At 60.0% G+C, this 15,004-nt stretch carries 15 protein-coding genes; 3 read left to right on the top strand and 12 right to left on the bottom strand.

Going from position 1 to position 15,004, the window contains the following annotated elements; genetic code table 11:
• The first annotated feature begins 10 nt into the window (after positions 1-10).
• Positions 11-3,967, top strand: a complete 3,957-nt coding sequence (locus ACURWW_RS11890; RefSeq protein ID WP_445616875.1) for a YhdP family protein — start codon at positions 11-13, stop codon at positions 3,965-3,967.
• Between the two features lie 33 nt (positions 3,968-4,000).
• Here ACURWW_RS11890 and yjgA read toward each other — a convergent pair whose 3' ends face one another.
• From yjgA to ACURWW_RS11830, 12 genes are all read right to left on the bottom strand, one after another.
• Positions 4,001-4,540 (bottom strand): ribosome biogenesis factor YjgA, encoded by a 540-nt coding sequence (yjgA, locus tag ACURWW_RS11885; RefSeq protein WP_445616874.1) that lies wholly within the window; start codon positions 4,538-4,540, stop codon positions 4,001-4,003.
• 36 nt (positions 4,541-4,576) lie between these two features.
• Positions 4,577-5,941 carry a magnesium transporter gene (gene mgtE, locus ACURWW_RS11880; protein ID WP_445616873.1) on the bottom strand — a complete coding sequence of 455 codons (1,365 nt, stop codon included), beginning with the start codon at positions 5,939-5,941 and terminating at the stop codon, positions 4,577-4,579.
• Positions 5,942-6,027: 86 nt separating this feature from the next.
• Complete coding sequence (locus tag ACURWW_RS11875; protein WP_458618489.1) at positions 6,028-6,297, bottom strand: HPr family phosphocarrier protein; 270 nt, start codon at positions 6,295-6,297, stop codon at positions 6,028-6,030.
• 75 nt (positions 6,298-6,372) lie between these two features.
• Positions 6,373-7,287, bottom strand: coding sequence for an RNase adapter RapZ (rapZ, locus tag ACURWW_RS11870; protein WP_445616871.1), 915 nt, complete (start codon positions 7,285-7,287; stop codon positions 6,373-6,375).
• A 185-nt stretch (positions 7,288-7,472) separates the two neighbouring features.
• Positions 7,473-7,937: a PTS sugar transporter subunit IIA gene (locus tag ACURWW_RS11865; RefSeq protein ID WP_445616870.1), complete on the bottom strand. Its 465-nt coding sequence runs from the start codon at positions 7,935-7,937 to the stop codon at positions 7,473-7,475.
• A gap of 44 nt (positions 7,938-7,981) precedes the next feature.
• Positions 7,982-8,272, bottom strand: a complete 291-nt coding sequence (gene hpf, locus ACURWW_RS11860) for a ribosome hibernation-promoting factor, HPF/YfiA family (protein ID WP_445616869.1) — start codon at positions 8,270-8,272, stop codon at positions 7,982-7,984.
• Between the two features lie 207 nt (positions 8,273-8,479).
• Complete coding sequence (locus ACURWW_RS11855) at positions 8,480-9,970, bottom strand: RNA polymerase factor sigma-54 (protein WP_445616868.1); 1,491 nt, start codon at positions 9,968-9,970, stop codon at positions 8,480-8,482.
• Between the two features lie 321 nt (positions 9,971-10,291).
• Positions 10,292-11,017, bottom strand: coding sequence for an LPS export ABC transporter ATP-binding protein (lptB, locus tag ACURWW_RS11850; protein WP_445616867.1), 726 nt, complete (start codon positions 11,015-11,017; stop codon positions 10,292-10,294).
• A 5-nt stretch (positions 11,018-11,022) separates the two neighbouring features.
• The gene (lptA, locus tag ACURWW_RS11845) at positions 11,023-11,553 is read right to left on the bottom strand and encodes a lipopolysaccharide transport periplasmic protein LptA (protein ID WP_445616866.1); all 531 of its coding nucleotides are present in this window, start codon (positions 11,551-11,553) and stop codon (positions 11,023-11,025) included.
• A complete protein-coding gene (gene lptC, locus ACURWW_RS11840) occupies positions 11,537-12,163 on the bottom strand; it encodes an LPS export ABC transporter periplasmic protein LptC (RefSeq protein ID WP_445616865.1) in 627 nt (208 codons plus the stop codon). The genes lptA and lptC overlap by 17 nt, the downstream gene beginning before the upstream one ends.
• Positions 12,156-12,692, bottom strand: a complete 537-nt coding sequence (locus ACURWW_RS11835; RefSeq protein ID WP_445616864.1) for a KdsC family phosphatase — start codon at positions 12,690-12,692, stop codon at positions 12,156-12,158. The genes lptC and ACURWW_RS11835 overlap by 8 nt, the downstream gene beginning before the upstream one ends.
• Positions 12,693-12,719: 27 nt before the next feature.
• Positions 12,720-13,688 carry a KpsF/GutQ family sugar-phosphate isomerase gene (locus ACURWW_RS11830; RefSeq protein ID WP_445616863.1) on the bottom strand — a complete coding sequence of 323 codons (969 nt, stop codon included), beginning with the start codon at positions 13,686-13,688 and terminating at the stop codon, positions 12,720-12,722.
• A 231-nt stretch (positions 13,689-13,919) separates the two neighbouring features.
• Here ACURWW_RS11830 and ACURWW_RS11825 point away from each other — a divergent pair, with 231 nt between their 5' ends.
• Both ACURWW_RS11825 and ACURWW_RS11820 read left to right on the top strand, forming a co-directional pair.
• Positions 13,920-14,579: an MlaC/ttg2D family ABC transporter substrate-binding protein gene (locus ACURWW_RS11825; RefSeq protein WP_458618488.1), complete on the top strand. Its 660-nt coding sequence runs from the start codon at positions 13,920-13,922 to the stop codon at positions 14,577-14,579.
• Positions 14,580-14,743: 164 nt separating this feature from the next.
• A complete protein-coding gene (locus ACURWW_RS11820) occupies positions 14,744-14,986 on the top strand; it encodes a BolA family protein (protein ID WP_445616861.1) in 243 nt (80 codons plus the stop codon).
• Positions 14,987-15,004: the final 18 nt, after the last annotated feature.

Here is a 15,004-nt window from a genome sequence, read left to right as displayed (position 1 = left end):
AGCCGAGCCCATGCGAAATCTAACTCGAACATTCGTCAAGCGTTTCTGGGGTCTGTGTGCCTTTGTGCTCATCGGCCTGGCGGTGGTTGTGACCCTGGGCCGGGAGCTCGCACCTCAGGTCGGTCAGTACCGCCCGGAAATAGAACGCTACCTCTCCAGCGCCATGGACGCGCAAGTGACGATCACTGCCATCACCGCCAGCTGGGAAGGGCTCAGCCCCGAGCTGACTTTGACCGGTTTGAGCATATCCAGCCATGAGGGGGAGCAGATCCTGGCGGTGGATACCGCATTCGCGGAGCTGAGCATCATGCGCAGCCTTGCCAATGGGGAACTGGTACTCGGGCAACTGGAGTTCGTGGATATGACCATGGGCTTCCGTCAGCGTGCCGACGGAAGCTGGACCCTGCCCGGGTTGCCGCCGCGCCCCGCCGACAGCGAGGCCATCGATCTGAGCAACCCGCTCGACATCTTCCTGCTGGGTGACCGGATACAGTTTCGGGATGCCCATTTCTCCTTCGATTTTCGCTCGGGCCACCGCAGCGAGGTCTCCCTCCCGCAGTTGCTTCTGGAAAACAATGGCACCTTTCATCGCCTTTCCTCCGAGGTGGCCGTTGATCGCAACCGCGATGTGCTGGCCCTGGTGATGGAAGCCGAAGGCGACCCGCGGGATCCGGAAAACTTCACCGCGAAAGGGCACCTGAAGCTACAGCAGTTTGAACTGGACAAGGCGGTGGCCGCCCTCCCCGGGCGCTTCTGGGATGGTTTGCCCAACCAGGAGTGGCGCAAGGGGCATCAACTGAACCTGGAGCTGTGGTTTGATGTGAGCGAAGGCATGGCCGCGGAAGCGCGCGGTTACCTGGACATCGGCGAACTCCCGGTGGATGTGGACGAAGGCCTGTCCCTGCCGACGCGCACCACGGCAGGTTTTGTGGGACAGTGGGGGCGAAACGGCGACTGGCAGGTAGCGCTGCGGGACCTGAGTCTCAAATGGGAGGACGGCAGCGCCGAGCCTCTGGACCTGCTTTTTTCCTCCGAGGGCCTCGGGAAACCGGTGCAGCTCCAGGTAGCGTCACTGGATATCGCTCATTGGTATAAACGTTTGAACGCCGCCGGTCTGTTGCCCGGCGCGGTGGGAGAGGCCCTGGAGGTTCTCCAGCCCGGCGGTCAGTTGCGCAATGGCAAGATGACCTTGGCTGGCACACGACTGGAGGACCTGGCCCTGACGGCCAACGTCGACGGTTTGACGGTCGAGTCGTGGCGCGGGGCACCGGCAGTCACCGGAGTGGACGCCTACCTCGAGGCAAAGGGACTCTCGGGCTTTGTGGATCTGGCCAGCGAGCAGGGCTTCTCCATGCACTACCCGACCATCTACCGGGACGCCCTGCAGTTTGAACGTGCCCGGGGTCGGGTGCACTGGCGGGTCGATCTCGATGACAAACTGGTGAAGATTCACAGCGGTCTGGTGTCGCTGAACGGCGCAGTTGGAGAAGCCCACGGCTATTTTTCCCTGTTTCTGCCTTTCGAGGGCTCTTCTCACCAGGAAGAGCTGATCGTCCAGGCTGGCTTGCGGGACAGCAGCACTCGATACCACAAGCAATTCGTTCCTTATATTCTCCCAGAGCCTTTGCTGAACTGGCTCGACCAGAGCGTTGGGGAGGGCCGGGTCAGTTCTGGGGGGTTCATCTATCGAGGCGGTTTGCGGGCGGAGACCGCCGCAGCTGCCAGCGTCCAACTGTTTCTCAACGTTCAGGCAACAGAACTGGCCTACCACCCCGAATGGCCGGCGTTACGCCAGGGGGAGGGCGTCGTGTGGCTGGACGACCGCACGGTACGGGCCGACCTCGAATCGGCCCGCGTGCTGGATACCCAGCTCACCGGCGGCGAGATCCTCGTGGAAGCGAACGAGAAGGGCGGACGGCTCACCTTGCGCGGGAGCACGGAGGGCGACGCGAGCGACGGTCTGCGAATTCTCCGGGAGACGCCCCTCGGGCAAATGCTGGGAGGAGAGTGGTACGCGGATTGGGTCCTCCAGGGATCCATGAAAACTGCCCTTGATTTAACCGTACCTCTGGCTGCGGGCGGCGAGGCAGAGATTCGCCAGATCCAGGTGGACGTGGAAGACACCCGGTTGAGCATGCAGGAGCTTGGTCTGGAGGTCGGCTCTGTCGCCGGGACCGTGATCTACGACCCGGAGGGCCTCCATGGGGACCAGCTCAGCGGCCGACTCTGGGGTGAACCAATTCAAGGCCGGATTGCCACCCGCCCGGCCACGGACGATCAGCCCCGCCAGTTGGAGCTCAGTTTTCAGGGGCGGGCAAGCATCGACTCCCTCAAAACCTGGCTGCCGCTACCGGAATTGGAGTTTGCAGACGGAAAAGCAGCTGCCACGGCCCGGATTGAGCTGCCCTTCGAAGCGGGTGGCTCCGGCGAGCCGCCGCGCCTGGTGGTGAGCAGTGACCTGGAAGGAGTCGCGGTCGACCTGCCGCCGCCCTTCGGCAAACCGGCGGCTCAACCGCGCACCTTCAGATTCTCCACTTCCCTTGGAAGCGGGCAGTCCCTATACGATCTTCGCTATGCGGAGCTGCTTCATGGTTTGCTGGAGGTGGAGAACGGGCAGCTCGAGCGCGGCGCCCTGATGCTGGGTGGTGGTTCGCCCAGTCTTCCGGCCTCTCGGACACTGCATGTCGGGGGGCACCTTGCGCGTTTTGAGCCGACCCAGTGGCAGCAGGTTCTCACCCGGTACCAGGCGGCACGGGAATCCGGCGACGCTTCCGGCCGGGGAGCAAGTCTGGAGCAGAGTCTGGATCTGCATTTCGGCAGTGTGGCAGTGCGGGATCTGGAACTGAACGATGTGCAGCTTCGCGGGCAGGGTCAAGCCGAACAGTGGGACCTGAACCTGGAATCCGACGCAGTCGCCGGCCGAGTCCGACTCTTTCCCCACAATCGACCGATGCTGCTGGAATTGGATCACTTGCACCTGCCGGAAAAGGAGCAGGAGACCCCCGCGATTGTGAATCCCTTCCTCCCATTGCCGGAGCCGGAGCCGGTGGACCTGCTGGCTGAAGTTGATCCCCGCTCGCTGCCAGCCCTGGACTTTTCCGTACGCAGCTTGTCTCTGGGCGGTGAGGACTACGGGAGCTGGACCTTCCGGCTGCGGCCTACCGCTGAAGGTGTGCTCGCCGACAGTATCGTCGGCAGTGTACGGGGCGGGCAGATTGTCGGCCGCCAGGCTGGAGAAGGCGCGAAGCTGTATTGGGAGAAGGTTGGAGAGCGGCTCAGCAGCCGTTTCGAGGGGCGCTTTGTTACCGACAACCTGGGCAGCGTGCTTGAGCAATGGAACCAGCCCCGTCTCCTGGACAGCGAGTCCTCCGAATTCGACGCCACTTTGAGTTGGCCCGGATCACCCGCAGCCATGGCGCTCACTGCCCTGCAGGGGCAAATCGTTATGGATGTTGAGCGAGGTACTTTTATTCGCGGTGCCGGAGAGGCGAGCACCGGAAGCGCATTGCTGGAATTGATCGCCTTTTTCAATTTCGATACCTGGCTGCGCCGCCTGCGGCTCGATTTCTCCGACCTGACCCGGGCGGGAACGGCCTTCGAGACGATCGAGGGCAGCCTGCATTTTGAGGAGGGGTCGGTTTTCATGCACCAGCCGGTGGTGGTGAACAGCCATTCCAGCCGTTTTCAGATGGCCGGCGAGGTGGACCTGATGGAATCGCGACTGGACACCAAGCTTGTGGCAACGATTCCCGTCGGCGGCAATCTCACCTTCGTGGCTGCTCTGGCCGGTATGGGGCTGCCCACGGTCGCGGGCATGTGGTTGATCAGCAAGGTCTTCGAGGAGCAGATCGGCAAGATGTCCAGCCTGAGTTTTCATGTGACCGGGCCGCTGAATGACCCGGACATGGACTTCGTGCGCCTGTTTGACGACCAGGCCGTGCAAGCGGATGCTCGCAGCGGAATGTAAGGCCACGATCCGGGCCGGGACCGCGGCGCCGGCTCAGAACGACTCGCCCTCGGCGGCACGGGCAATGGCGGTGCGCAGGAAACGGAACAGTTTGCGGGCCTGAGCCGGCGGTTTATTGCTTTGCTTCTCCTGCAAGGCATTGCGGACGAGCTGACGGAATTCCTGCCGGTCCGTGGCGGGGTAGGCCTCCAGAAAGCGTGTGACTTCGTCCCCATTCCCTTGCAGCAGCCGCTCCCGCCACTGTTCTGCCAAATGCTCCTGCTGAACGCTGCGGCGGCGCTGGGCGGCAATGCGCTCGAACTCCGCTGCAATTCCTTCCTCGTCCGCCTTGCGCATGAGCTTGCCGATATACTGGAGCTGGCGGCGCTTTGCCTCATTTTTTCGAATGCGCTGGTAATCGCGCAAGGCAGCCCGCAGGTCGTCCTGAAGCGGAAAGGCGGCCAACTGCTGTTCGCTCAGCTCCGTTAGCTGCCGCCCCAGGTCCTGCAGGGCCTGCATCTCCCGTTTGCGCTGGCTCTTGCTTTTGCCTTCGTCTTCACCGTCGTCCGGCTGTTCGTAATCAACGTGGTTCATGGCTGCATGCTCAGGAGTGTTAGGTAAGGAGAGTGATCAGGCGTAGAAGAGGGTGGCAAGCCCGAGAAATGACAGAAAGCCAACCACGTCAGTAACCGTGGTGAGCAGCACCCCACCGGCCAGGGCCGGGTCGACCTTGACCCTGCGCAGGAGCATGGGCAGCAGTGTCCCGGCCATGGCGGCCGTGATGAGATTGATGATCATGGCGCCGGCTATGATGAACGCGATGGTGAGATCATCATAAAAGAGGGACACCGCGACGCCCAGGACTATGGCCAGGAACAATCCGTTCAGCGCACTCACTACGAACTCCCGTGACAACAGCCAGCTGATATTGCTGCGGCCAATCTGCTGCAGGGCCATGCCGCGGATCACCACAGTCAAAGTCTGGCTCCCCGCCACGCCACCCATGCTGGCAACGATCGGCATCAGTACCGCCAGCGCGACCACTTTCTGAATGGTCCCTTCGAAAAAATGAATCACCACCGAAGCGATCACCGCGGTGACCAGGTTGATCCCCAGCCAGAGTGCGCGACGGGGGGTGGTTTTCAGCACCGGCGCAAAGGTCGCCTCTTCGGCATCCAGACCGGCCATGCTCATGAGCGAATGATCGGCGTCTTCGCGGATTACATCCACCACATCATCAATGGTGATGCGACCAAGAACCTTGCCGCTGTCGTCCACGACCGGGGCCGAGATCCAGTCGTGATACTCGAAGAGGCGGGCTACTTCTGAATCGAACATGTCCGCGCGGATGGGTTCCACGTCGGTCACCATGACTTCTCGCACTGTGATGCTCGGATCGGTCGTGAGGAGCTTGCTGATCGGCAGCAGGCCCAGAAACTGATCGTCCCGGTTGACCACGATCAGGCTGTCTGTCGAGGAAGGCAGCTCATCATGGCGGCGCAGATAGCGAAGCACCACGTCCAGGGTCAGGCGTGGACGTACGGTGATCAGGTCAGAGCTCATCAGGCCGCCAGCAGTGTCGCCACTGTAGGACAGCAATGATTCCACCCGCAGGCGATTCTGTTCGCTCATGGCAGCCAGAACCTGGCGGATCACCCGGTCCGGGAGCTGTTGAAGGATGTCCGTTACGTCGTCGTCATCGAGGCTTTCGGTAACAGCGGCCAGCTCTGCGAAATCCATGCGGCGGAGAAAGTAGCCGCGCACATCTTCCGACATTTCCTGGAGTACTTCGCCCTCCAGTTCCTTATCCACCAACTGCCAGAGAATGATCCGTGATTTGGGGGGCGATGATTCGAGCAGATGGGCGATTTCCACCGGACGCAGGCCGTTGAGCATTCGGCGGATTGGTTGAAATGCCCCGCTTTCGAGCGCATCGAAAATTTTCTCCAGTTGATCCTGGGTCTGGGTCTGCAGCTCTTCAGCGGGTGTTTGCATAGGCGCGCGTCGGTACGGAAGGCGAAGTGACGCGTAGTTTACCGAAACGCCGGTGCAAATTCGAGGTGAGTGGTGGAGGAAGAGGCTTACTCTTCCTCGTCGAAACGTTCATTGATGAGTTTTTCAATCGCGTCCATCGCATCCTGCTCATCGTCGCCGGTGACGGATACAGTTACCGATGTGCCCCGGCTGGCTGCGAGCAGCATCAACGACATTACACTCTTTCCATCAACTGTTGATTTGCCGTTGGAGACCTCGACGGTCGAGGAAAACTGTCCGGCGGTTTTGGCGAGTTTGGTAGCCGCCCGGGCGTGCAGGCCCAGCTTGTTGACGATTGTTATCTCTCTCTCAATCATGCGCGTGGAATCTTGGTGGGGGAAATTACCGGCAAGCAAATCAGCTCGGTACGGGATAGAGCAACCCTCGTGCCCTCAACGCTCTCCGGTGGACACCGGTTCGGTTTCGACGGGCTGAGCCGCATTATGGCTGAGTTTCAGCTCGCGATGCCGGACCTGAACCGAGTCGTAGAGTTCCGAAAAGTGCCGGTAGAGGCGATCGCAAAGGTAGACGGAGCGGTGCTGGCCACCCGTACACCCCACGGCAATGGTAATGTAGCTGCGGTTGTTTGCGGCGAATCGTGGCAGCCAGCGGGTCAGGAAAGCTTTGATATCTTCTTCCATTTCCGCCACTTCGGCCTGATCGCTCAGGAATTCGGCCACCGGCCGTTGCAGTCCGTTGTAGGCACGCAAATGGGGTTTCCAGTAGGGGTTGGGCAGACAGCGCACATCGAAAACCAGCTCTGCATCCACTGGCACGCCGTATTTGAAGCCGAAGGACTCGAAGAGAATCGACATTCCGGTGCCGCTGTTGCCCGCTACCCGAATCTTTACCAGATCCCGCAGCTCGTGGAGGCTCAGGTTACTGGTGTCGATAACCAGGTCCGCGATGTTGGCAATCGGCTCGAGTAGCGTGCGCTCGATTTCAATGGCCTTTTGCAGGTCCGTGGCCCGATCGCTCAGGGGGTGTTTGCGCCGGGTCTCGCTGAATCGCTGAAGTAACACGGAGTTACGCGCATCCAGGAAGACCACTTCGCATTTGAGCCCGAGGGTCTCGTCGCTGTTGATGATCTGGGGGAACTGCTTCAGGTCCTGCCAGGTATTCCGCGCGTCGATGCTGATGGCAAAGTTCTGCTTGCTGCCCGCCGGCAGGCTCTCGATGTGGGTCACCAGTTGTGGCAGAAGGCTCGCAGGGAGGTTGTCCACACACGTAAAACCGGCGTCCTCCAGCACGTGAAGGGCCGTACTCTTGCCGGAACCCGAATGACCACTGATGACGACGAGTCGCATTGCTCCGCTTCCTGTGAATCCTGAATCAAGACAGCTCTCGGACATCAATCAGTCCGACGGTCAAGTTTAGGGGACCGCGCGGATTTAGGGAACCTCCGGATATCCCAGCACTGTTTCGGCGATCCCGGCAGGGGCGACTTGGGTTGGGCCGCCACTGGCGGTCCGTACACGGGCCGTTGAATCTCTCACTTGACGGTGGAAAAAACCGCAACGGTGCGGTCGTAGAGGGCCTGGTCGCTTTCGGCGGCCCGGAGCTGCTGCAGGTTTTCAGACTGTCCGAAAGCCTGGGCGAGTGCTGCCAGAATCTGCAGATGCTGCTCTTGTGCCTCGTTGGGTACGAGGAGAACGAAAACGATATCCACCGGCGCGTCGTCCACCGCTTCGAAGTCAACGGCTTCCTCCAGGGTGATGATACCGCCCACGGCGTTGGCACAGTTCTCGACCCGGCAATGGGGAATGGCGATGCCGTTACCGATCCCGGTGGAGCCCAGGCGCTCGCGGGCAATGAGCTGCCGGAAAAGTTCATCGGCGTCCAGCGCCGGGTAATCGGCGGCAATCAATCGCGCCGCGAGCTCCAGAACGCGCTTTTTGCTGCCCCCCTGGATGCGATTGCGGCAACGGGAAGGGCTAATGAGTGTGCTGAGTTCCATAGTCGACATCGCTCAGGGCGGGCAGTGGGTGTTGACCAGCCCGGCTAACGGAAGTTGTTCAGTTTTTCCTTGTGTTTGATCAGCTGGCGGTCCAGTTTGTCGGAAAGCAGATCGATGGCTGCGTACAGGTCATCGGCGCTGGCGTCCGCGAAAAAGTCCTTGCCGCTGGCGTGGACGGTAGCTTCCGCTTTTTGCTCCAGCTTGTCCACCGAAAGGATGACGTTAACGCTGGTTATGCGGTCATTGTGGCGTTCCAGCTTCTGCAGCTTGCTTTCGGTGTAATCCTTGATTGCGGGAGTCAGGTCAAGCTGGTGACCGCTGGTGTTGATCTGCATAGTGTCGCTCCTGCTGAACGTTGGTCAGATCCTGCCGTGAAGGGGCGGGCCTCGACCCTAGATTAGCAAATACTGCGTACTTGTCTGCACCGTTTCGTCAGTTTACTTGCTCTACCTCAACAGATGTTAGCAGACTCCCTCGCCCCTCCCAAGAGGAGAGGCGTTGGGGGCAGGTCGGGGGTGGGAAGCGGAACGAAAACGCCCGATTCACACGAGCCGTTTGCGCTCGTTCGAGGGGGGGATGGACAAGGATTCCCGGTATTTGGCGATGGTGCGCCGGGCGACCTGAATCCCTTGCTCCGCCAACAGTTCCGCAATCTTGCTGTCGCTCAGGGGCTTGCGGGGGTTTTCCGCAACAATGAGCTTTTTGATGATGGCCCGGATAGCCGTGGAGGAACATTCACCGCCTGTGTCCGTGCTCACGTGGCTGGAGAAAAAGTACTTGAGTTCGAAGATGCCCTGGGGAGTATGCATATACTTCTGGGTGGTCACTCGGGAGATGGTGGACTCGTGCATGCCCACTGCTTCCGCCACGTCGTGCAATACCAGCGGCTTCATGGCTTCGGCGCCGTAGTCGAGAAATCCCCGCTGCTTTTCCACGATACAGCTCGCAACCCGGAGCAGAGTCTCATTGCGACTTTGTAAACTTTTCAGGAACCAGCGTGCCTCCTGAAGGTTATCGCGCAAAAAGGTATTGTCGCTACTGCTGTCCGCACGCTTGATCAGGCTCGCGTATTCGGGATTGATGCGAATCTTGGGGGCAATCTCGGGATTGAGACGGACGGCCCAGCGGTCTTCTTCCTTGCTCACAAATACGTCGGGTACGACGTATTCCGTGTCGCCGGAGTTGATCAGGTCACCGGGCCGCGGGTTGAGCTGCTGAATCAGCAAAATGGTATCGCGCAGTTCCGGTTCCTTGAGTTTGGTCTTGCGCATCAATTGCTTGTAATCGCGGGAACCAAGCAGGGTCAGGTGATCCCTGACCACGGTCATCGCTTCCTTCAGATAGGGGGTGTCCGAGGGCAGTTGGCGCAGTTGAATCAGCAGGCACTCCTGCAAATCGTGCGCTGCAACGCCGGGAGGATCAAACTGCTGAACCCGGTGCAATACCGCTTCCACTTCGTCGAGTTCCAGATCTTCAATGGATTCGATGAGGCCGCTGTAGATATCGTTGATATTGCTGGTGAGTATGCCGTTGGGGCCCACTGCATCGACAATGGCCATGGCGATGACCCGATCCTGATCGGACATGGGCGTCAGGTTCAGTTGCCACATCAAGTGGTCAAACAGTGATTCGGTGCTGCTGCGGCGGGACTCGAAATCGAAATCGTCGTTTTCGCCGGACCCGGAGGAGTTGGGCGTGGAGGTGGGCTGGTAGATTTCATCCCAGCTGGTATCCACGGGCAGGTCGTTGGGGATGTCCGATTCCCAATCACTGCTATTGAGGTCTTTTTCCGAGAGATCAGGGCTGGCTTCGTCGCGGGCCTGATACTCCTCGGAGGTCTCCGTGTTCTTCTGGGAGTCGCCGCCCTCGTTGCCTTCTTCTTCCGTGACTTCCAGCATGGGGTTGGAGTCCAGCGCGTCCTGGATTTCCTGCTGGAGATCGAGGGTGGAAAGTTGCAGCAGGCGAATTGCCTGCTGCAACTGTGGTGTCATGGTGAGCTGCTGGCCGAGTTTGAGTTGCAGAGACTGTTTCATGTCTGTTCGCAACCCCGTTTTGTCTGATCGCCGCTGAATACTTCAAAAGACAACAACATCATTCTTGCAACTACCTCTGCAAATTCTCTCATGTGTCCAGCCTCCGCCAGCTCGAAGAGCAGCGCGTAGACATCCCCCTCGCCGGGAGCCAGTCGATATGAGACCGGCCCGCCGCAAGTAGATCGGACAGTTTGTATGGATACGCCCTGAGGCGTGAGTGAGTTGCCGGTCTAGCTGTCTGGACAGGCTACAACGGGAGGACGCCTTTGACAAGCAATATGTATGCCTGTACGCGCCAACTTTTCAGGAGAGGGTAGGGGCTCAGAGTCGGAAGTTCTGGCCAAGGTAGACTTCGCGAACCTTGGGGTTGCCAAGCACCGCTTCCGGATTGCCCGATTCGATGAGCTGACCCTCGCTGACGATATAGGCCCGCTCGCAGATGTCCAGGGTATCGCGCACGTTGTGGTCGGTTATGAGGACGCCGATGCCCCTTAGTTTCAAGTGTTCAATGATCTGCTTGATGTCGTGGACTGAGATGGGGTCGACCCCTGCGAAGGGTTCGTCCAGCAAAATGAATTCGGGATCAGTGGCCAGCGCGCGGGCTATTTCCACCCGGCGCCGTTCGCCGCCTGAAAGCGCCATCCCCTTGCTGCCGCGCAGGTGAGTGATATTGAATTCCCGCAGCAGTTCATCGGTCTTTGCCAGACGCTGTTTACGGTTTAACCCCTGGCGTGTTTCCAGGATGGACAGGATGTTGTCCTGCACGCTCAATTTGCGAAAAACCGAAGCTTCCTGGGGCAGGTAGCCCAGGCCGGCTCTGGCCCGGTCGTGCATGGCAAAGCGGGTAATATCCAGCTCGTCGATCATGACTGACCCGCGCAGGGGCTTGATCAGTCCGGCGATCATGTAGAAGCAGGTGGTTTTACCGGCCCCGTTGGGCCCGAGCAGCCCGACGATCTCGCCGGTATTCACCTCGAGGGACACATCGGATACCACTTCGCGTCCCTTGTAACTCTTGGCCAGGTGGCTGGCGTACAATCGAGGCATGAAGCTCAGAGCCCGTTGGTCGGCGAGGGAGTGTTTCCAGCCGGTTGGGCCGGACGCTCGGTAACGCATGACCCCATCATTTTCGCGGTAGACTCCGTGAGATTGAACTCTATCCGCTCGCAACGGGAGACGATCCCTGCCTGTTCCACGACCGCATCGTCGACCACAGCAACGGTCTCCACCTGGGCCTGGAGTTCATATTCGATCCGCTTGCCCTGAGCAATTACCGGAGCCTGGTCCGGCTCGGGCTGCTGTTCGAAGATTGCGGGCGAGCCAGTGGCAATAACCTTTTCAATGACTTCACCTTTTCGGTGCACAACCAGCTCGTCGGATTCGATGCGCAAGGAGCCCTGAGTCAGTTTGACGTTGCCCTGATACACCGCAACGCCTTTCTTGAGATCCAGGTTCGAGGTGTCGAAGCTCAGGTTGATTTGCTGCTGGGAGTCGGTGGGTAATCCGAAGGCGAGCGGCGGACCGGCGCAGACGAGAGCCAGGCAGAGCAGGGGTGCTGCCGCTTGTTTAAGGGTTGGGCTCATAAATCGTGCTACCTTCGGAAAGAATGGCAAAGTTTTCCTGTTCCAGGTCGGCTCGCATGCCCGTGCCGCGGGCAACGCTGCGCGGGTTGGTCATGATAACAAATTGATCGGTTTCGGCCACTTGCGTTTGGGGATGGATCAACAGCTCGCTGGTGGTGATTACGGTGGGCCCGGCGGGGCCTTCCTGCCAGACCCGCACGTCTTCCTGCAGCAGAACGAGGTCGCCGTTTGCACTGGAGCGACCTTGCCGGGCACTGGTGTACCACGGCGCGGTGCCACCGGGATAGAAAGTGAAGAAGGGTGCTTCAATCGCGGTGTAGGCCGCTTCGGAATCGGTCTCGCCGGCCGGCTGAAAATGAGACATCCGGTCTGTGGTGAAGCGATACTCGACCTCTCCGGCTGCGTTGTACTGCACGGTCCGGACACCCGTTAGATAGCCGGTCATCTGCACGTCCGGCGGCCCAGCGAGAGTCGCATCCGGTTGAAAAACCTCGGGTGGCGAGTCCAGGAGCAGAACGCTGACCGCGATCAGCCCCAGAACCGCGGCTATCGTCAGCCAGTGGCGGGGCAGGCCCGGTTTGCGGGGATTGCCTGCGTCTGCCTCAGCCAAGATATTTCTCCAGAGCGGCCTGGTAGGTTCCCTGGGCTTGCATGATCAGATCGCAAACCTCCCGCACGGCCCCGTCCCCCCCACGGCGCTTGCTCTGCCAGTGGCAGCGGGCGCTGACTTCCGGGTGGGCATTGGCCGTGGTCAGCCCCAGCCCGACCGCGAGAATGGGCGGCAGGTCGGGATAATCGTCGCCCATGAAGGCAACCTGATCGAGGGTCAGCCCTTCCTGGTCAGCGATCTTCCGAAGTGCTTGCAGCTTGTCGGGGCTCTTCTGGACGAGGATCTCCACGCTGAGTTCCCCCGCGCGGCGGGCCACCAGCGCGCTCTCCCGCCCGGTGATAATGCCAACCTTCACCCCGCTTTGCTGCAATTGCTTGATGCCAAGGCCATCGAGAATATGGAAGGCTTTAAGTTCTTCGCCGCTGTTCGAGAAGTACAACTGGCCTGCCGTGAGGACGCCGTCCACATCCAGAAGCAGGAGTTTGATCTTTTCCGCGCGTGCTGCGAGATCCGCTGTGATTTCGCTCATGTTGTGGAGAAACCTTGGGGGAAATATTTATAGTACGCCTGCACGCAGAATGTCGTGCATGTGGATGATGCCGATCGGGTGGTGGTCTTCTTCCACGACCAGGGCGGTGATCTTCCGGTCTTCCATGAGACCAAGTGCTTCGGCTGCGAGCATCTCCTTGTGCACAGTTTTCGGCTTGCTCGTCATGACGTCGCCGATCGAGGCGTGGTTGATATCCACCCCGTGATCGACGCTGCGCCGCAAGTCGCCGTCGGTAAAGATTCCGATCAGCTCGCCTTCTTCGTCCACAACCGTGGTAAGCCCCAGCCCTTTCTCGGTCATGACCACCAGTGCGGAGGGAAGCAGGGTGTCCCGATTGACCTGGGGGATTTCGGCGCCGCGATGCATCAGATCCTCGACCTTTACCAGCAGCTTGCGACCCAGAGCGCCACCGGGATGAGAGAAGGCAAAGTCCTCGGCCGTAAATCCCCGCGCTTCGAGCAGCGCCACCGCAAGCGCATCCCCCATGACCAGTGCACAGGTTGTGCTGGACGTGGGCGCCAGATCCAGCGGGCAGGCCTCCGCGTCGATGGCGACATTCAGTCGATAATCCGCCGCGCGGGCGAGGGGAGAGTTCGGGTTGCCGGTCATGCTGACCAGCGGCACGCCCATGCGCTTGAGCAGGGGCAGGAGCATCAGAATCTCCGACGAGCTGCCTGAGTAGGAGATGGCAATCACCAGATCGGTTTTGGTGATCATGCCCAGGTCCCCATGGCTGGCCTCACCCGGGTGAACAAAAAATGCGGGGGTGCCGGTGCTCGCCAGAGTGGCCGCGATTTTGCCCCCGATGTGATGGGATTTGCCCATTCCGGTCACAATGACTCGACCACTGCAGTCGAGTATGGCTTTACAGGCCAGATAGAACTGGTCGTCAATCTTGCCCGCGAGGGCGGCAATGGCGTCGCGCTCGATGTTTACCGTGCGCTGGCCCACCCTGATAAACTGCTCTTTATCCATTAGTCGCCTGGCTGAATGCTGGATTGGGTCGGCATTATACGGCCCTCCAGCACTGAGTGCGAAGAATTCGCCCCTCAGACGCGGCCGACGACTCGCAATGTGACTCGATCCGGTTTATTGGTATAGTGCGCTCGAGCACAGCCTGGCAAGTGGGCGGGAGGCGGAGCAAACTCCCGGGTGGATTCCCGCTCTAACAGTCAGCATTCTTGAATTGTCTTAAAGGAGTCGATGATGGGTTCAGTACAGTGGATTCGCACAAACAGGGCGTTGCGGCACGGCGCCGGACGCCTGTTGGCCTTTGCCGGCTTCGTCGGGCTCCTTGCATTCGGCTCGCTGGCAGCAGCTCAGCCCGAGTCTGAGAAGTCGGCCCACGAGTTCGCCGAGGAGGTCAAGGACGAACTGGTTGAGGTTATACGGAGTAAGAACGAACTCGAGCAGGAGGGTGGGAGTGACCAGTACATCGCTGCTGTCCGCGGAGTTCTCGAGCCGGTAGTGGACTTCGACTATATCGCGCGAGGAGTCATGGGCAAGCACGGTAAACAGGCCTCCCCCGAGCAGCGCCAGCGCTTCGCCGAGGTTTTCAAACGCAGTCTCGTGAACACCTACGCCAAGGGCCTGGCGAGCTACGGCAACTATGACATTACGGTCGTGCCCCCGGAGGAAGATGTGAGCGGAAAGCGCACCGTTGGCGTATGGCTGAATGTCAGCAATGGCGACTCCACCCATCGCCTCGCATTCACAACCAAGCTCAACCGGGACGGTGAGTGGAAGGTCACCAACATGATCCTCAACGGCGTGAACCTGGGCAAAGCGTTCCGGGGTCAGTTCGAGAATGCCATGAACCAGAATCAGGGCGACATCGAAGCCACCATCGCCAACTGGACCGTCTGAGGACCAGAAAACCGCGGCCCCTCCGGGGCCGCCACCCTCTCCGATATTCCTCTCACGCGGAAAGTTACGACACACTTCCGGTTCCCGCCATTACCGGATGTGTCCCGGCGGCTTCTGAGGTAAACTACCGCGCCCAAAATGTACCGCAATTGAAAGAGGCGCCCGTGGAAGCTGGAGAAATTCAAGCATTGCTCAAAACCCATATCCCGGACAGTGAATCCCGGGTCCAGGTGGATGGCAGCCATGTCAGCGTGGCTGTGGTCAGCGCCCGGTTTGAAGGGCTGAACACTGTGAAAAAGCAGCAGCTGGTGTATGGGGCGCTCAATGAGGCGATCGCCGACGGTCGCATCCATGCCGTTCACATGAAAACCTTCACGCCCGCTGAATGGCAGCAAGCACAATCCTGAATCCGCGTTCGGGTTCAA

Source organism: Gilvimarinus sp. F26214L (assembly GCF_054401055.1).
This window is presented reverse-complemented; position numbering and strand designations above follow the sequence as displayed.